Origin of the sequence: Streptomyces sp. NBC_00820 (assembly GCF_036347055.1) — a bacterium.
Lineage (GTDB): Bacteria > Actinomycetota > Actinomycetes > Streptomycetales > Streptomycetaceae > Streptomyces.
Genome location: NZ_CP108882.1, coordinates 954,456 through 971,661 on the forward strand (window position 1 = coordinate 954,456; position 17,206 = coordinate 971,661).

The 17,206-nt window shown below is 70.9% G+C and carries 17 protein-coding genes; 6 read left to right on the top strand and 11 right to left on the bottom strand.

The genetic code is table 11. The features are described from left to right. Positions 1-291: 291 nt before the first annotated feature. The 6 genes from OIB37_RS04475 to OIB37_RS04500 form a co-directional block, all read right to left on the bottom strand. Positions 292-1,590, bottom strand: coding sequence for a DUF6986 family protein (locus OIB37_RS04475; protein ID WP_330456195.1), 1,299 nt, complete (start codon positions 1,588-1,590; stop codon positions 292-294). A 158-nt stretch (positions 1,591-1,748) separates the two neighbouring features. After that, the gene (locus OIB37_RS04480; protein ID WP_330456196.1) at positions 1,749-3,251 is read right to left on the bottom strand and encodes a metallophosphoesterase; all 1,503 of its coding nucleotides are present in this window, start codon (positions 3,249-3,251) and stop codon (positions 1,749-1,751) included. 257 nt (positions 3,252-3,508) lie between these two features. Next, positions 3,509-4,471 carry an electron transfer flavoprotein subunit alpha/FixB family protein gene (locus tag OIB37_RS04485; RefSeq protein ID WP_330456197.1) on the bottom strand — a complete coding sequence of 321 codons (963 nt, stop codon included), beginning with the start codon at positions 4,469-4,471 and terminating at the stop codon, positions 3,509-3,511. A gap of 53 nt (positions 4,472-4,524) precedes the next feature. Then, positions 4,525-5,310: an electron transfer flavoprotein subunit beta/FixA family protein gene (locus OIB37_RS04490; RefSeq protein ID WP_330456198.1), complete on the bottom strand. Its 786-nt coding sequence runs from the start codon at positions 5,308-5,310 to the stop codon at positions 4,525-4,527. 218 nt (positions 5,311-5,528) lie between these two features. Continuing rightward, positions 5,529-6,038: a flavin reductase family protein gene (locus OIB37_RS04495; RefSeq protein WP_330456199.1), complete on the bottom strand. Its 510-nt coding sequence runs from the start codon at positions 6,036-6,038 to the stop codon at positions 5,529-5,531. 208 nt (positions 6,039-6,246) lie between these two features. Then, positions 6,247-6,690 carry a TlpA family protein disulfide reductase gene (locus OIB37_RS04500; RefSeq protein WP_330456200.1) on the bottom strand — a complete coding sequence of 148 codons (444 nt, stop codon included), beginning with the start codon at positions 6,688-6,690 and terminating at the stop codon, positions 6,247-6,249. Positions 6,691-7,000: 310 nt separating this feature from the next. Between OIB37_RS04500 and OIB37_RS04505 the strand changes: the two genes are divergently transcribed. Further along, the gene (locus OIB37_RS04505; RefSeq protein ID WP_330456201.1) at positions 7,001-7,729 is read left to right on the top strand and encodes a lysophospholipid acyltransferase family protein; all 729 of its coding nucleotides are present in this window, start codon (positions 7,001-7,003) and stop codon (positions 7,727-7,729) included. Positions 7,730-8,052: 323 nt separating this feature from the next. On the opposite strand, the gene OIB37_RS04510 is transcribed toward OIB37_RS04505, so the two are convergent. From OIB37_RS04510 to OIB37_RS04520, 3 genes are read right to left on the bottom strand one after another with little or no spacing between them, the layout of a single operon-like run. Then, positions 8,053-9,123, bottom strand: coding sequence for a threonine aldolase family protein (locus tag OIB37_RS04510; protein ID WP_330456202.1), 1,071 nt, complete (start codon positions 9,121-9,123; stop codon positions 8,053-8,055). Further along, positions 9,120-9,884, bottom strand: a complete 765-nt coding sequence (locus tag OIB37_RS04515) for an SDR family oxidoreductase (RefSeq protein WP_330456203.1) — start codon at positions 9,882-9,884, stop codon at positions 9,120-9,122. The genes OIB37_RS04510 and OIB37_RS04515 overlap by 4 nt, the downstream gene beginning before the upstream one ends. Positions 9,885-9,925: 41 nt before the next feature. Beyond that, on the bottom strand, positions 9,926-11,323 hold the full coding sequence (locus tag OIB37_RS04520; RefSeq protein WP_330456204.1) for a DUF6421 family protein: 1,398 nt from the start codon (positions 11,321-11,323) through the stop codon (positions 9,926-9,928). A gap of 471 nt (positions 11,324-11,794) precedes the next feature. Between OIB37_RS04520 and OIB37_RS04525 the strand changes: the two genes are divergently transcribed. Beyond that, positions 11,795-12,478, top strand: a complete 684-nt coding sequence (locus tag OIB37_RS04525) for a glycerophosphodiester phosphodiesterase (protein ID WP_330456205.1) — start codon at positions 11,795-11,797, stop codon at positions 12,476-12,478. Positions 12,479-12,581: 103 nt separating this feature from the next. On the opposite strand, the gene OIB37_RS04530 is transcribed toward OIB37_RS04525, so the two are convergent. Beyond that, the gene (locus OIB37_RS04530; RefSeq protein WP_330456206.1) at positions 12,582-13,121 is read right to left on the bottom strand and encodes a GNAT family N-acetyltransferase; all 540 of its coding nucleotides are present in this window, start codon (positions 13,119-13,121) and stop codon (positions 12,582-12,584) included. 230 nt (positions 13,122-13,351) lie between these two features. Between OIB37_RS04530 and OIB37_RS04535 the strand changes: the two genes are divergently transcribed. Next, positions 13,352-13,756 (top strand): VOC family protein, encoded by a 405-nt coding sequence (locus tag OIB37_RS04535; protein WP_330456207.1) that lies wholly within the window; start codon positions 13,352-13,354, stop codon positions 13,754-13,756. 88 nt (positions 13,757-13,844) lie between these two features. On the opposite strand, the gene OIB37_RS04540 is transcribed toward OIB37_RS04535, so the two are convergent. After that, positions 13,845-14,741 carry a LysR substrate-binding domain-containing protein gene (locus OIB37_RS04540; RefSeq protein WP_330456208.1) on the bottom strand — a complete coding sequence of 299 codons (897 nt, stop codon included), beginning with the start codon at positions 14,739-14,741 and terminating at the stop codon, positions 13,845-13,847. Between the two features lie 143 nt (positions 14,742-14,884). Between OIB37_RS04540 and OIB37_RS04545 the strand changes: the two genes are divergently transcribed. The 3 genes from OIB37_RS04545 (at position 14,885) to OIB37_RS04555 (ending at position 17,160) form a co-directional block, all read left to right on the top strand. Further along, positions 14,885-15,895 carry an aldo/keto reductase gene (locus OIB37_RS04545; RefSeq protein ID WP_330456209.1) on the top strand — a complete coding sequence of 337 codons (1,011 nt, stop codon included), beginning with the start codon at positions 14,885-14,887 and terminating at the stop codon, positions 15,893-15,895. A gap of 43 nt (positions 15,896-15,938) precedes the next feature. After that, positions 15,939-16,376, top strand: coding sequence for an SRPBCC family protein (locus OIB37_RS04550; protein ID WP_330456210.1), 438 nt, complete (start codon positions 15,939-15,941; stop codon positions 16,374-16,376). Between the two features lie 232 nt (positions 16,377-16,608). Continuing rightward, positions 16,609-17,160, top strand: a complete 552-nt coding sequence (locus OIB37_RS04555) for a DUF5134 domain-containing protein (RefSeq protein ID WP_330456211.1) — start codon at positions 16,609-16,611, stop codon at positions 17,158-17,160. Positions 17,161-17,206: the final 46 nt, after the last annotated feature.

A 17,206-nucleotide genomic window follows, 5' to 3' on the forward strand; every position in this document is an offset into this window, starting at 1 on the left:
GCCGCGGGCACAGCGGGGGACGCGGCACGCGCCCGGCCGCTGGGCACCAGCCGTTTCGCAGGTCAGGGCTCTGGGATTTCCGGACGCACAGGCCGACACGTGACACGCCCCCGGCGCTGACGACCGGCTAGGGGGTGTCGTTTGGATCAGCTCGGGTCCGCGACGCCCGGCACGGCGCCTCGCCGCGTTGTCGGATCAGCCGAGTACGTCCAGTACGCGGCAGATCCTCCGCCTTGCGAGGCACCGCACCGGACGCCGCGGCCTGATCCGACCTGATCCAAACGACACCCCCTAGTCGCCAAAGTCCGTCCTCCGGTGCCGGCCGGGCGCCGCGAGTCCCTCCAGATCGGACCGGGTCAGTCCGGTGAGCGGTACGACCTCGGCGAGGTCGAGGGCGCCGCAGTCCAGCCCGCGGAGCAGGTAGCCGCTGAGGGCCTTGGCGGTGGCGGGCTCGTCCATCACATCACCGCCCGTGCGGTTCACGTAGCGGGCGAGCCGGTCCGCGGCCTGCTCGAAGCCCTCGCGGTAGAAGGCGAAAACGGCGGCGTAGCGGGTCGGCAGGTGGCCGGGGTGCATGTCCCAGCCCTGGTAGTAGGCGCGGGCCAGTGCGCGCCGGGTGAGGCCGTAGTGCAGGCGCCAGGCCTCGTGCACCCGATGAGTGGGGCCGACGGGCAGGACGTTGGTGGAGCCGTCCGAGACGCGTACGCCGGTGCCCGCCGCGGCCACCTGCATGACAGCCTTGGCATGGTCGGCGGCGGGGTGGTCGCTCGCCTGGTGGGCGGCGGAGACGCCGAGGGCGGCGCTGTAGTCGAAGGTCCCGTAGTGCAGTCCGGTGGCGCGGCCTTCGGCGGCCTGGATCATCCGGGCGACGGTCGCGGTGCCGTCAGCGGCGAGGACTGCCTGGCTGGTCTCGATCTGGATCTCGAAGCGGAGGCTGCCGCAGGGCAGCCCGCGTGCCTTCTCGAAGGCCTCCAGGAGGTGTACGAACGCGGTGACCTGCTCGGCGTACGTCACCTTGGGCAGCGTGAGCACCAGGCCCTCGGGGAGGCCGCCGTGTCCGAGGAGTCCGGTGAGGAAGACGTCGAGGGTGCGGATGCCCCGGTCGCGCACCGCCGCCTCCAGGCACTTCATGCGGATGCCCGTGTACGGAGGTGCCGTGCCGTCGCGGTGCGCCCCGGCGATCAGCCGGGCGGCGCGGGCGGCCGTCTCGTCCTCCTCGGCGTCGGAACGGAGACCGTAGCCGTCCTCGAAGTCGACGCGCAGGTCTTCCACGGGCTCGCGCTCCAGCTTGGCGCGGACGCGCGAGTACACCGGCTCGGCCAGCTCGCCGGACAGACCGAGGACGGTCGCGAACGAGGTTGCGTCCGGGGCGTGTTCGTCCAGGGCGGCCAGAGCCCGGTCACCCCAGGACCGTACGGTGCCGGCGGCGAGGGCGTCGCCGGGGACGTACACGGTGTGGACGGGCTGACGGGTGCCGGGGTCGCCGGGATAGCGGCGTTCCAGGTCGGCGTCGACGGGGGCGAGCAGGGCGCCGATCTCTTCGGTCACCGCGCCGGGCAGGCTCGTCGCGGCCTTGTCCTGCTGATCCATCCGACGTCCTCCGAGGTCCCGCGGTACGGATTCAACAATCCGTTGACGAACCTATCCGCGGTGATTCGCGCCGGTCAACACTCCCCCGCACGGCCCGGGCACGGCTGTCGGGCCGTTTCCCGGGCGGTGCGGGGGCGGTGCCGGCGGTGCGCCGGGGCTCAGTGGCAGGAGAAGGACTTGTTGGTCACGCTGGTGCTCAGGGCGCAGGTCTGGCCCCTCACCGCGCCGTTCACGTCACGGAAGGCGAGGCCCCAGGATCCGGCGGTGTCGCGCAGGTCCGAGAAGCCGAAGACCCCGATCCCACCAGGGGGGTTCTGTTCCTGGGTGATCGACTGGTTGACGGGCTGGGGCGGTGTGCCGATGGCCTTCCCGACGACCTTCGTGTCGTCCGGGCCGTTGTCCAGCGGGCCTCCCGAGGTGCCCGAGGTCAGCTGGGGCGGCCGGGCGGTGTTGAAGTCGAGCATCTGGTACAGGTGGATGTGGCCCGACATGACGAGCCGCACGTTGTCGCGCAGCGCGTGCAGGCTCGTTCCGGCCACGGCCGCGTCGAGGACGGGTGTCGCCCATTCCACCGCGGTGGGCATGGAGCCCGCCGCCTTCACCATCCACACCGGCTTGTGCGTGAACAGGAAGTAGTCCTGGTTGGCGTGCTGCGGCCGCCCCGCGTCCTGGTTCACGGCCTCGAACTGCCGGGTGAAGACCGCCTGATTGGCCAGGCTGCCGTTGTCACTGCGGTCGGCGGCCGAGGAGTCCACGTTGGCGAGGTTCAGGGTGCCGGCGCGGAGAACGGCGGGCGGGGTGAAGGTGCTGCACGAGCCGTTGGCGCGGAGGTCGTCGGCGAGGTAGCGGAACCACGCCCCGCCGGCGCCCCCCTGACCGGCGGCGTTGCAGGATTCGTGGTTGCCCCGGGTCAGCGCGACGGGGGCTTTGGCCAGCAGTGCTTCGGCGGGCCGGAAGAAGTCGGCGACGACGCAGTCCCACCGGGCCGCGTCGTCGGAGGTCCGGCAGCCCGGGTTCGCGGCCTTGTCGTTGGCCCTGGCCGGGTCCTCCCGGTAGAGGTAGTCGCCGACGTGGATCACGAGATCGGGATTCCCGTTGGCAAGAGCCGTCGAGATGCGGGCGAAGGGCCATCCGCTCGCGCAGTTCTGGACGGGTCCCGTCACCGGGACGCTGCAGCCGCTGTCGCCGATGACTCCGATGCGGCCGGGGCGCGTGGTGCGCGTCCACCTCGGCAGGGGGAGCTGCCGGTTCGCGGGGTGGAGTGTGGCCGCCTGGACCGTGCTCTGTTCGAGCACCGCTTCGGAGGCCGTCAGGGGTACGCCCAACTCGCACACGGTGGTGGGGAACTGGGAGCCCATGGGGGTGCTCACCCGGTGCAGCGGGAACGGGTTCCTCACTCCTGCGAAGGTGTAGCGCACGGTGGGGCAGCTCTGGCTGGAGTCCGTGGACACGTAACGCAACTGGGTGCCACGACTGGTCAGTTGGGTCCAGGCCCATGCCTCGCCGTCGGCCCCCGACCCAGGGGGAGGAGTGGTCGGACCGGGGGGCCGTGGCCCGGTGCTCCCCGCGGCGGCCCGGTCGGCGCCGGCGCCCACCGATACCGCGGTGGCAAGGACACCCACCGCGAGGAAGGCGACGATCCGGGGCATCGTTCTCTTCACGTGACTCCGTTCGGTTGGCTGCCACCGGCGGTCCGCTCCCCCGGCGATCACCCCGTCATCGTCACCGACCGCGCCTCCCCCTGCCCCACGGGCGGTGCGAACGGTCTAAGCCTCCCGACGGAACGCGGTGCGGGGGGGGCGCCACGCGACGCGCCCCCGAAGACGCCGCTGGTGGCGCCGCCGCGGTGTCCCCGGACAGGGCGAGGCCCCCGCCGACCGTTCACACGGTCGCGGGGGCCTCGTCGTCAGGGAACCGCTCAGCCCTTGCGGGCCTTGATCTCGTCGGTCAGCTGCGGGACGACGTCGAAGAGGTCGCCGACCACGCCGTAGTCGACCAGCTCGAAGATCGGGGCCTCGGCGTCCTTGTTGACGGCGACGATCGTCTTCGAGGTCTGCATACCGGCACGGTGCTGGATCGCGCCCGAGATGCCGTTGGCGATGTACAGCTGCGGCGAGACCGACTTGCCGGTCTGGCCGACCTGGTTGGTGTGCGGGTACCAGCCCGCGTCCACCGCGGCGCGCGAGGCGCCGACGGCCGCACCGAGGGAGTCGGCGAGGGCCTCGATGATCGAGAAGTTCTCGGCACCGTTCACGCCACGGCCACCGGAGACCACGATCGCGGCCTCGGTCAGCTCCGGACGGCCCGTCGACTCACGCGGGGTGCGGGCGGTGACCTTGGTGCCGGTCGCCTTGTCGGAGAAGGTCACGGACAGGGCCTCGACCGCGCCGGCGGCCGGGGCGGCCTCCACGGCGGCGCTGTTGGGCTTGACCGTGATGACCGGGGTGCCCTTGATGACACGGGACTTGGTGGTGAAGGACGCCGCGAACACCGACTGGGTGGCCACGGGGCCCTCGTCGCCGGCCTCGAGGTCGATCGCGTCCGTGATGATGCCGGAACCGATGCGCAGCGCCAGACGGGCGGCGATCTCCTTGCCCTCGGCGGAGGACGGGACCAGCACGGCCGCCGGGGAGACGGCGTCGTAGGCGGCCTGGAGGGCCTCGACCTTCGGCACGACGAGGTAGTCGGCGTACTCGGAGGCGTCGTGGGTCAGGACCTTCACCGCGCCGTGCTCGGCGAGCGTGGCGGCGGTGTCGGCGGCGCCGTTGCCGAGGGCGACGGCGACGGGCTCGCCGATGCGGCGGGCCAGGGTCAGCAGCTCGAGGGTCGGCTTGCGGACGGCACCGTCCACGTGGTCGACGTAGACGAGGACTTCAGCCATGGGAATGCTCTCCTGCGTAACGAAGTTGAGGGGCGGTCAGCGGGGGCGAGCCCTTAGATGAACTTCTGGCTCGCGAGGAACTCAGCGAGCTGCTTGCCGCCCTCGCCCTCGTCCTTGACGATGGTGCCGGCCGTGCGCGCCGGGCGCTCGGTCACGACCTCGACCTTGGTGAACGCGCCGTCGAGACCGACCTCTTCGGCGTCGATGTCCAGGTCGGAAAGGTCCCAGGACTGAACCGGCTTCTTCTTCGCCGCCATGATGCCCTTGAAGGACGGGTAACGCGCCTCGCCCGACTGGTCGGTGACGGAGACGACGGCCGGGAGCTGCGCCTGAAGCTGCTCGGAGGCGGCGTCGCCGTCGCGGCGGCCCTTGACGGTGCCGTCCTCGACCGAGACCTCGGACAGCAGCGTCACCTGCGGGACGCCCAGACGCTCGGCGACCAGCGCCGGAACGACACCCATGGTGCCGTCGGTGGACGCCATGCCGGAGATGACCAGGTCGTAGCCGGCCTTCTCGATCGCCTTGGCGAGCACCAGCGAGGTACCGAGGGCGTCGGTGCCGTGCAGGTCGTCGTCCTCGACGTGGACGGCCTTGTCGGCACCCATCGAAAGCGCCTTGCGCAGCGCGTCCTTGGCGTCCTCGGGGCCGACGGTCAGAACGGTGACCTCGGCGTCGTCCGCGTCGTCCGCGATCTGGAGGGCCTGCTCAACGGCATACTCGTCCAGCTCGGAGAGCAGACCGTCCACGTCGTCGCGGTCGACGGTCAGGTCATCGGCGAAGTGCCGGTCGCCAGTGGCGTCGGGCACGTACTTCACAGTGACAACGATCCTCAAGCTCACGCCGGCTCTCCTACTGCATCGTCTCTTCTGGGCTGCCTCTTGCAGGCAGCATAGGCGCCTCAAGCGGCCGATCCCGGTCGGGGCGTCGGCGCGCTCCGACCGAAATATTACTCATCAGTACACCCAGTTCACGCCCGCTAAGCAAGCGCTTTGAACTGTGACCTTCGCAACGCAGCGTAACCGGAACTCGACGGCCACACGGACGGAGGGTGGGGTGATCAATCCCGCAGACCGTTGAACCGGCCCTGGTGGTACAGGAGCGGACGGCCGGTACCGGTGGGGTCGCCGAGGATCACCTCGGCGAGCACGATGCGGTGGTCGCCCGCGGGAACCCGGCCGACGATCCGGCAGACCAGCCACGCGAGCACGTCGTCCAGGACGGGCACGCCCTCCGGACCCTCGCGCCAGGCGGTGGACGCGCCGAAACGGTCGGCCCCGCTGCGCGCGAACGTGGCGGCCAGGTCGCTCTGGTGCTCACCGAGCAGATGCACGCCGACGTGTCCGGTCTCCGCGATCGCGGGCCAGCTGGAGGCGCCGGTGCCGATCCCGAAGGAGACGAGCGGGGGTTCGGCGGAGACGGAGGTGAGGGAGGTCGCGGTGAAACCGACCGGACCGGACTGCCCACGTGCGGTGATCACCGCCACACCGGCGGCGTGCCGGCGGAAGGTGGAGCGCAGCAGGTCGGGCGACGCGAGCTGGAAGGTGCCGAGGTCGGGCGTGGCCGTCATGGAGTTGTCCTTCTGCTGGGGCGGGCGAGCGGACACGTGGCTGCTCAACAGCCCGGACAGCGCGCGCTCGCGGTGCGGGCCAGGTCGACGTGCGCCCGGCCGAAGAGAAGGAGGTCGTTCGGCATACGGTCAGGCTGACGATAGGTGGTGGGTGCAGTCAAGTTCGTTCCGGGATCCGGGAGATGCCTCACCATTTGGCCGGGTGTCCTCACACGGCCTCCCCCAGCGCCGCGATGACGTCCGCCTTGCGCGGCTGCCCGGTGGCGCGCCGCACCACCCTGCCGTCCGCGTCGAGCACCAGCACGGTGGGGGTCTTGAGGATCTCCAGGGCGCGCACGAGGTCCAGGTGGTCCTCGGCGTCGATCTCGACGTGGCTGACGCCCGGGACCATCGCGGCGACCTCGCCGAGGACGCGTCTGGTGGCCCGGCAGGGTGCGCAGAAGGCGCTGGAGAACTGCACGAGCGTGGCCCGCTCCCCCAGTCCGGAACCCAGCCGGTCACCCAGCCCGCCACTCGGCTCGCCGCCCGGTCCGTCACCCGGCTCGGCGGCACCGAACCCCTTGCCGTCGTCGTGTCCGCGCACCCGCACCCTCACCCTCCCGCTTCGCCGCTCGTGCGGCAGCCCCACGACGCTCGCCGCCACGAGAACCACCGCTCACACCGTCAGTCCGGTCATCAGTCGCACCAGCGTTCATGGGACGCCAAAGATTCCCGCTCACCGAAGACCGCGAGATGTTCCTGCTTCTGAAGAGAGTCACGGTAAGCACGGAGTAAAGCCAACTTAAAGATCAATGGTGGGATGTAGGCCGACGTGACGAGGATCTCGCCGCCGCGCGGCACCAGGACTGGCTCCCTGTCCGTTCTTGGGGCACGATCTGCGAGACGCCGTAAACCTACGGCTGCGTAACTTCCCGCCGGGAGCCCCCCTTTCCCGAGCAGAGCAGAAAGGGTCGACCCCGCCCATGGCAGAGCTGGTCTACCGTCCCGTCGTCGGATTCGCCAAGACGTTGTTCAAGGTGTGGGACCTCAAGATCGACTGCAAGGGATCGGAGAACATCCCGCGCTCGGGCGGCGCCGTGCTGGTGAGCAATCACATCAGCTACATGGACTTCATCTTCAACGGCCTGGCCGCCCTCCCGCAGAACCGGCTGGTGCGCTTCATGGCGAAGGAGTCCGTGTTCCGCCACAAGATCTCGGGCCCGCTGATGCGCGGGATGAAGCACATCCCGGTGGACCGGCGGCAGGGCGAGACCGCGTACACGCACGCGCTGGACTCTCTGCGCTCCGGTGAGATCGTCGGCGTCTTCCCGGAGGCCACGATCTCGCAGTCCTTCACCCTGAAGAGCTTCAAGTCGGGTGCCGCGCGCCTCGCCCAGGAAGCCGGTGTCCCGCTGATCCCGATGGCGGTGTGGGGCACCCAGCGCCTGTGGACCAAGGGGCAGCCCCGCAACTTCAAGCGCAGCCACACCCCCATCACCATCCGGGTGGGCGAGGCGGTGGAGGCCCCCACGGACCAGTACGCCGGGGCGATCACGCGCCGCCTGCGCGAGGGCGTCCAGGACCTGCTCGACGCCGCCCAGCGCGCCTACCCCACCCGCCCCAAGGGCACCGAGGACTCCTGGTGGCTCCCGGCCCACCTCGGCGGTACGGCGCCGACGATGGAGCAGCTGCGGGCGGCCGAGGCTCTCTGACGTCCCCGCCAGGGGCCGGCACTCCGCCCCGGCGCTCTGACCCGGCACTCTGACCCGGCGCCCCGCCCCGACCCGCGGTGGCAACGAGACGCGGCGTCGCGCCAAGTCCCCTGCGAGAGCGCGGACTTCGGCGCACCGGACAACGCCGGCGACAAGCTGATTCAGGCCCCGCCCGCAGCCGTCAGGCGCACGCAGGGGCCGTTTCGGCCCGGCCGGGCCCACGGCGGGCACTCCCAGACGCGCATACCGATCGCCCCGCACCTCCGCCGAGCGGTGGTGCGGGGCGATCGCCGTCGGACGGGCTCACCCGGCGCGGCGCGGGTTCAGCGCGCCATCTCTTCCTTCAGCGCCCCCACGAACGCGTCCACGTCCTCCTCGGTGGTGTCGAAGGCGCACATCCAGCGCACGACTCCGGCGCCCTCGTCCCAGAAGTAGAACCGGAACCGCTTCTGCAGCCGCTCGCTCACGTCGTGCGGGAGCTTGGCGAAGACGCCGTTGGACTGGACCGGGTAGAGGATCTCCACGCCGTGCACCGCGCGGACGCCCTCGGCGAGCCGTTGCGCCATCTCGTTGGCGTGGCGGGCGTTGCGCAGCCACAGGTCCTTGGCGAACAGCGCCTCCAACTGGACGGACACGAAGCGCATCTTGGAGGCGAGCTGCATCGACATCTTCCGCAGGTGCTTCATCTGCCGCACCGCGTCCTGGTTGATGACGACGACCGCCTCGCCGAACAGAGCACCGTTCTTCGTGCCGCCGAGGGAGAGGATGTCGACGCCGGCCGCGTTGGTGAACGTCCGCATCGGGACGTCCAGGGACGCGGCGGCGTTGGCTATCCGGGAGCCGTCCAGGTGCACCTTCATGCCGTGCGCGTGGGCGTGCTCGCAGATCGCGCGGATCTCCTCGGGCGTGTAGAGCGTGCCCAGCTCGGTGGACTGGGTGATCGACACGACCTGCGGCATGGCGCGGTGCTCGTCCTCGAAGCCCCAGGCCTGCCGGTCGATCAGCTCCGGGGTGAGCTTGCCGTCGGGCGTGGGCACGGTGAGCAGCTTCAGGCCGCCCATGCGCTCGGGGGCGCCGCCCTCGTCGACGTTGATGTGCGCGCTCTCGGCGCAGATCACCGCGCCCCAGCGGTCGGTGACCGCCTGGAGCGCGACGACGTTCGCGCCGGTGCCGTTGAAGACCGGGAAGGCCTCCGCGGTGGATCCGAAGTGGCTGCGGACGATCCCCTGGAGGTTCCCGGTGTAGTCGTCGTCGCCGTACGCCACCTGATGGCCGCCGTTGGCCAGGGCCAGGGCGGCCATCACCTCCGGATGCGCCCCGGCGTAGTTGTCACTGGCGAAACCGCGGACCTGCGGGTCGTGGTGGCGACGCGCGTCGGTCTTGGATGGGTTCACGGCTTCTCGGTCAGCCACAGACGGTTTCCGTTCACTTCGGCGGCGGGCTCGTCCCAGACGCCCACGACGGCCTCGGCCAGGTCCTTGACGTCCGTGAAGCCCGCGAACTTCGCGTTGGGGCGTTCGGCGCGCATCGCGTCGTGCACCAGCGCCTTCACCACCAGGATGGCAGCAGCGGCGCGCGGCCCGTCGCCTTCCCCGGCGGTCCCCGCCTTGCGGAAGCCGTCGGCCATGGCGAGGGTCCACGCCTCGGCGGCGGCCTTGGCGGCGGAGTACGCGGCGTTGCCGGCGGTGGGCTTCGACGCGCCGGCGGCGCTGATCAGCAGGTAGCGGCCGTTGCCGCCACGCTGGAGGGCGTCGTAGAAGGCCAGGGAGGTGTGCTGGACGGTGCGGATCAGCAGCTTCTCCAGCAGGTCCCAGTCGGCGAGGTCGCTCTCGCCGAAGGAGGCGCTGCCGCGCCAGCCGCCGACCAGGTGCACCAGCCCGTCGACTCGGCCGAACTCCTTCTCGATGCGGTCGGCCCAGGCGCGGGTCGAGTCGAGGTCGAGCAGGTCGACCGTCTCGCCGACGACCGTGGCGCCGCCGTTGGCGTAGCGGGCCGCGTCCACGGCCTCCGCGAGCCGGGTGGCGTCGTTGTCCGCGCCGACGACGATCGCGCCCGCCTCGGCGAGCCGCGTCAGGGTCGCGCGCCCCGCGGGCCCGCCCGCGCCCGCGACCGCGATCACCGCGCCGCTGAGAGCCCCGTTCGCCCCGTTCCCCATGATCTTCCCCTCTTGAGCAGCAGTGTGGTGGACGCGGTCGCTCACGCGGCGATCCGCTCGGCGCCGTTCGCCGTGATGCCCTTGGTGGAGGCGATCACGTTCTTCAGCTTCTTGGACAAGGCCTCATAGAACATGCTCAGCGGAAACTCGTCCGGAAGCACGTCGTCCACGAGCTTGCGCGGCGGCTGGGTCAGGTCCAGGGCGTCCGGTCCCTTGGCCCACTTCGATCCGGGGTGCGGAGCGAGGTAGGTCGCGACCAGTTCGTAGCCGGCGAACCAGTGCACGAGCTTGGGGCGGTCGATGCCGTCCCGGTACAGCTTCTCGATCTCGGCGCAGAGCTGGTTGGTGACCTGCGGGGCGCGCTCCCAGTCGATGGAGAGCCTGTTGTCGGTCCAGCGGACGACGTCGTGCTTGTGCAGGTAGGCGAAGAGCAGCTGGCCGCCGACACCGTCGTAGTTGCGGACGCGGTCGCCGGTGACCGGGAAGCGGAACATGCGGTCGAAGAGGACCGCGTACTGCACGTCACGGGCCTGCGGGACGCCGTCCGCCTGGAGCTTCACGGCCTCCTTGAAGGCGGTGAGGTCGCAGCGCAGCTCCTCCAGGCCGTACATCCAGAACGGCTGGCGCTGCTTGATCATGAACGGGTCGAACGGCAGGTCGCCGTGGCTGTGGGTGCGGTCGTGGACCATGTCCCACAGCACGAAGGCCTCTTCGCAGCGCTTCTGGTCGTGGACCATCGCGGCGATGTCCTCGGGCAGCTCAAGGCCCAGGATGCCGACGGCGGCGTCGGTGACCCGGCGGAAGCGGGCGGCCTCGCGGTCGCAGAAGATGCCACCCCAGGAGAAACGTTCCGGCGCCTCGCGTACGGCGATGGTCTCGGGGAAGAGGACAGCGGAGTTGGTGTCGTAACCGGAGGTGAAGTCCTCGAACGTGATGCCGCAGAACAGCGGGTTGTCGTACCGGGTGCGCTCCAGCTCGGCCAGCCACTCGGGCCAGACCATGCGCAGCACGACCGCCTCCAGGTTGCGGTCCGGGTTGCCGTTCTGCGTGTACATCGGGAAGACGACGAGGTGCTGCAGCCCGTCGGCGCGGCCCGCGGCCGGCTGGAAGGCCAGCAGCGAGTCCAGGAAGTCCGGCACCCGGAAGCCGCCCTCGGCCCAGCGGCGCAGGTCACCGACGAGGGCCTCGTGGTACGCGGCGTCGTGCGGGAGCAGCGGGGCGAGCCGCTCGACCGACTCCACGACACGGCGTACGGCGGCCTCGGCGTCGGCGCGCCCGGGGGCGCCCTCGGCCTCGAAGTCGATCGATCCGTCCTTGGACTGCCATGGCCGGATCCGCTCCACCGCATCCTTGAGCACGGGCCAGGCGGGGTCGTCGACCACCCGGGTCTGTGGAGAAACCTGCTCCCCCGCGCCTGCCTGCACAAGAATTTCCGTCATGTCTCATCCTCCACGGGAGAACCTCGCGTATGGACACCGTATGCATACCCGCTTTCCCCCAGCAAGAGGCACCTCGGGAAATTATTCTGTCCAGCCGCATAGTCACCGATGTTTTTCCTGCGGTAAACCGTGACGGCGCTCACTTTCACTATGAGCCCCGATGTCGCGAAGAGGGCGCGGGCGGCGCCCGGACCGCGCCCCGACCGCGCGGTCCGCCGCCTCGGCCCAGCCCGGTCAATCCCCTGGGGACTCGCCCACGTCAGAGTGACGGCAGGGGCGGGTATGAGCCAGATATCGCGCGCCTCGCGCACGGATCCCGCGCGCAGGTGCGGGTTCATCGCGAGACGCGGCCATTAGGCTGCGACCTTGCCGCGCGGACGACGACGTCCCGTCGGGTCCGCGGGCACCTCACGCTCGGCTTCGGCCGCGCGCGAGGACTCCACCGCCGCCTCGACGGAAGCGAGTTGAACCTTGAACTTCCTTACCATCGGTCACCGCGGGGTCATGGGTGTCGAGCCCGAGAACACCCTCCGTTCCTTCGTCGCCGCGCAGGCCGCCGGCCTCGACCTGATCGAACTCGACCTCCACCTGAGCAAGGACGGCGCCCTCGTCGTCATGCACGACGCGGAGGTGGACCGCACGACCGACGGCACCGGACCGATCGCCGAGAAGACCCTCGCGGAACTGCGCACCCTGGACGCGGGCCGCGGGGAGCGGGTGCCGGTGTTCGAGGAGGTCCTGGACACGGTGAAGGCGCCGCTGCAGGCGGAGATCAAGGACGTGGCGGCGGCCAGGGCGCTGGCCGAGGTCATGCACCGGCGGGACCTCACCTCCCGGGTGGAGGTGTCCTCGTTCCACGACGAGGCGATCGCCGAGATCGCCCGGCTGGTACCGGGGGTGCGCACCGCGCTGATCGCGAGCCGCTACGGCACCGACGTGGTCGAGCGCGCCACCGAGGCGGGCGCCGCGACCCTCTGTCTCAACATCCGCCGGCTGACCCTGGAGGTCACCGAGCTGGCACACGCGGCCGATCTGAAGATCATCGGCTGGGTGGTCAACACACAGGACCACCTGCGGCTGGTACGCGCGCTCCAGCTCGACGGGGCGACGACGGACTACCCGGAGATCAAACGCACCGGCCGCTTCACCGCCTGACCGACCGACCGCGGGGGCTGGGCAGGTGAAGCGGTGGATCGGCGGGCCCGGCAATGAGTCGCCGTGGCAGCGGTGATCCGGTGCGCGGTCTCCCGCATGAACGTCACAGCAGGGGCTTGACCAGCAGCTCGAACTGAAGATCGTCGCGCTGCGGGACGCCGAAGCGCTCGTCGCCGTACGGGAACGGGGTCATCGTGCCCGTACGGCGGTAGCCGCGGCGCTCGTACCAGGCGATCAGGTCGTCGCGGACCGAGATCACCGTCATGTGCATCTCGCTGACGCCCCAGGCCGCCCGGGCCCGCCGCTCCGCCTCCGCCATGACGGCCTTGCCGAGGCCGGCCCCCTGGAGGGTGGGGCTGACCGCGAACATGCCGAAGTAGGCGTGGTCCCCCCGGTGCTCGAGGTGGCAGCAGGCGACGATCCGGCCGTCCCGCTCGACGGTCAGCAGCCTGCCGTCGGGCGACTTGATGACCTGGAGCACACCCTCGGGGTCGGTCCGCTGCCCTTCCAGGATGTCCGCCTCGGTGGTCCACCCGGCCCGGCTGGCGTCTCCCCGGTACGCCGACTCGACCAGCGCCACAAGGGCGTCCACGTCGGTGTCGACGGCGTCACGGAACGCCAGTCCGGTGGTGGTGCTGTCCATGGGGATGATCTCCGATCTCGGGCGCGGCTGAACCAGGGTCGAGGGTAACCGTGCCGCCAGGGTCTGTGCGGCGTGTCAGGTCGCGGGGAGGCAGCGGTGCCTTGTCAGCGCCGGTGAGCGGGGTGTGGTGCGTGCGGCTGCGAGGCGGAGCTCGCAGAGCTTGGGGGAAGTGCGTGCCACGCCCCGCGTCTGCGGCACGATCCGCCGGACAGGCCCTAAGCTCCGGTCGCATGGTGCACGTTCTCGGCAGCCGGACCCTGCTCCGCCCCACCGACCCCGAACGCTCCCGTGCCTTCTACGGCGGACAGCTGGGCCTCGCCGTCTACCGCGAGTTCGGCACGGGCCCGGAACGCGGGACCGTCTACTTCCTCGGCGGCGGCTTCCTGGAGCTGTCCGGCCGCTCCGAGCCTCTCCCGACACCGTCGGCGTCACCGGCGGTGCGGCTGTGGCTCCAGGTCGCGGACGCGGCCGTGGCACATGAGGAGCTGCGGGCCAGGGACGTGGCGATCGTACGGCCCCCGGTGAAGGAGCCCTGGGGCCTGGTGGAGCTGTGGATCGCCGACCCGGACGGCATCCCGATCGTCCTGGTGGAGGTCCCGGAGGACCATCCGCTGCGGTACCGGCCGGGCATCTGAACGGTCGGGCCGAAGGGGTCGGTCCGAAGCGTTGGGGCGGTCAGGGGTCGGCGCCGTCGCCGAGCCCCGGTCCGGGTCTGCCGTCTCCTCAGGTACCCGACGCGGCAAGGACGTTCTCGCGGAAGGCGGCCACCACCGGCCGCAGATCGATGTGATGCCAGGCCGCCCACAGGCGCACGGAGCTTTCGAACCAGGGGAGTTCGCGCACGGCCACGCCCTGGGCGGTGCCATGGAGCATGCTCTTCTGGATGAGCGCCATGCCCAGCCCTGAGGCGACGAGGCCGAGGGCGGTGAGGGGCTCGGTGGCTTCGAGCCGGATGTCGGGGGTGAAGCCCGAGGCGGCACAGGCGGCGATGAAGTCGTCGCGCCAGGCCGGGTTCTGGCTGTTCTCCACCGCGACCCAGGGCTGCCCGTCGAGGTCGCAAGGGTGGATCTCCTCGCGGTCGGCCAGCGGATGCCCGGCCGGCAGGGCCAGCAGAAGGGGGTCTTCCAGCAACAGCGCCGACCTCAGGTCCGGATCGTCCTCGGGCGGTGGTTCGGGGACGAAGCCGATGTCCAGGCTGCGCTGCCGCAGACCCTCGTACTGCCCCGCTGCGGGAAGGTTGTAGAGGGCCACGTGGATGCCCGGGCGCTCGTCGTGGAGTTCACGCAGAGAGCGGGGCAGGACGCCGGCGTGCATGGCGTCGCCGACGTAGCCGATGCACAGACCGCCCTCCTCCCCGCGGCCGAGCCGGCGGCCGAGGTTCTCCAGACGGTCGGCGTGCCGCAGCAGAGCCTGGGCCTCGGAGAGGAAGACCCGGCCGTCGGCGGTGAGCCGGATACGCTGCTGGCTCCGCTCGAACAGGGTCAGACCCAGGTTCTTCTCCAGCTGGGCGATCTGCCGGCTGAGCGGGGACTGCGAGATGTGCAGCTTCTCGGCGGCACGGCCGACGTGCTCCGTCTCGGCGACGACCACGAAATAGCGAAGTTGTCGCAGGTCAAGCATGTAAGACCTCTCGGGACTCAAGTGTGTCCAAGCAAGTCTTGGACAGTCTCAATGCTCGATCCTAACCTCGACAGAGCAAGAACCGCAGAAGACGCAAAACGTCAGAAATCCTGCGGGAAGCCATGCAGAGAAGGATCAGTTCCATGGGTATCAAGTCGCTCCTCCCCGGCCCCCTCGGCTTCGGCACCGCGCCGCTGGGCAACATGTTCCGCGCCATCCCCGAGGAAGAGGCCGCGGCCACCGTCGAGGCCGCCTGGAACCAGGGGATCCGCTACTACGACACCGCCCCGTTCTACGGCGCCGGCCTGTCGGAGCTGCGCCTCGGCGAGGCCCTCGCCGGCCGCCCGCGCGACGAGTACGTGCTGAGCACCAAGGTCGGCCGCGTCATCTTCGACGAGCTCGAGGACCCGGCCGCGCGTGAGCTCGGCGAGAAGGGCGGCCTGTTCGAGCACGGCCGTCCCAACAAGATGGTCGACGACTACACGGCCGACGCCACCCTCCGCTCCATCGAGGACAGCCTGAAGCGTCTGCGTACGGACCGGCTGGACATCGTGTGGGTGCACGACATCGCCCAGGACTTCCACGGCGACGAGTGGCTGGCCCGCTACGAGACCGCCCGCACCGGCGCCTTCCGCGTCCTGCAGCGCCTGCGGGACGAGGGCGTCATCAAGGGCTGGGGTCTGGGCGTGAACCGTGTCGAGCCGATCGAGCTCACCCTCGACCTGGACGAGCCCAAGCCCGACGCGTTCCTTCTCGCGGGCCGCTACACCCTCCTCGACCACGACCGCGCGCTCCAGCGTCTGCTCCCGGCCGCCGCCGCGCAGGGCGTCGACATGGTCGTCGGCGGGCCCTACAGCTCCGGCGTCCTCGCCGGTGGCCGGCACTTCGAGTACCAGGAGGCGCCGCAGTCCATCATCGACAAGGTCGAGCGGATCAAGGCCCTGGCCGCCCAGCACGGCATCAGCATCAAGGCGGCGGCCCTGCAGTTCGCCCTGGCCCACCCGGCGACCGCCGCGGTCGTGCCCGGCGCCACCCGGCCCAGCCGTATCGCCGAGGACGTCGCCGCCCTGCACGAGACCGTCCCGGCCGCCTTCTGGAGCGCGCTGCGCGAGGAGAAGCTGATCTCCGCCGACGCTCCTCTGCCCACCAACTGACCCCACCGACAGTCCCGGTTCACCTGAGGAAAGCACCAGCACCATGGCCAGCACCACCGCGTACATCGACGTCCCCCACTCCCCCGACCACGTCTGGCAGCTCATCGGCGGCTTCGGCTCGCTGCCCGACTGGCTCCCCTACATCCCGCACAGCGAGCTCAGCGAGGGCGGCCGTGTCCGCAGCCTGAAGAACGAGGGGGGTGACGTCATCGTCGAGCGCCTCCAGGCCTTCGACCAGGACGCGCGCAGCTACTCGTACGCCATCCTGCGGGCGCCGTTCCCGGTGACGGGCTACCTCTCCACCCTGACCGTGCGCGAGCTGCCCGAGGCGGGCACCGCGCGGATCGAGTGGTCGGGCACCTTCACGCCGGTGGGCACCGGCGACGACGAGGCCGTGGCCCTGTTCCACGGCATCTACACGGACGGCCTGGCCGCGCTGGAGCGGGCCCTGCGGGAACAGGACCCGACCGCCGGCCGCTGATCCGTCCGGCGAGGTCCGAGGCCGGCCGGCCCGGGGTGGTGACCACCCGGGGCCGGCCGGCCTCCGCATATGCGGTGTCCCGGAGTCCGTCTTCCGGATCAGGCCGGCTGCGGCCCCGCTCACCGGCCGTACCCCGGTGCATGCTCCCCGTGTACACCCTTGCGCTCGCTTGCGCTCCGCGTCCCGTGGGCATCGCATCTCTGGACCGACCGTCGAGCGGGGGGTGGGGCGCGTGCACGGACCGGTGTCACCGGCCTGGCTGCTGGTCGCGCTGTGCGCGGCAACCGGGTCCTACTGTCTGCTGCGGATGCGCAGCGGGGTCGAGGAGCAGCGCCGTGCGGCCGGCGGTGAGGCCCTCATGGGGTTCGGCATGGCCGCGATGGCCGTACCCGCCTCGGTGTTCGCACCGCCGCACTGGACCTGGCCGCTGTACGCCGTCGTGTTCGGCGCCGCGGCCCTGCGCGCACTGTGGGCGGCCCGCCGCGACACCCACCATCTGCACCACCTGATAGGGACGTCCGCGATGGTCTACATGTCCCTCGTCATGGCCGCGTCGCCCACCGCCCACGTCCACACGCACGTCGGCGCCGGTGTCCCGCTGGTGACCGGCGTGCTGCTGCTCTACTTCACCGGCTACGTACTGCTGTCCGGCGCCCGCCTGGTGCCGACCGGCCCCGCCGCCGGCGGGGCCGGGTCGCGGCGCTGGGGCGACCGTCCGGAACTGGCACGGGCGTGCCGGGTGTCGATGGGGATCGGTACGGTGGCCATGCTGCTGACGATGTGACACGGCGCGGCGGCTGCCCGCACCCGACCTCGGTGTGCCGTACCCG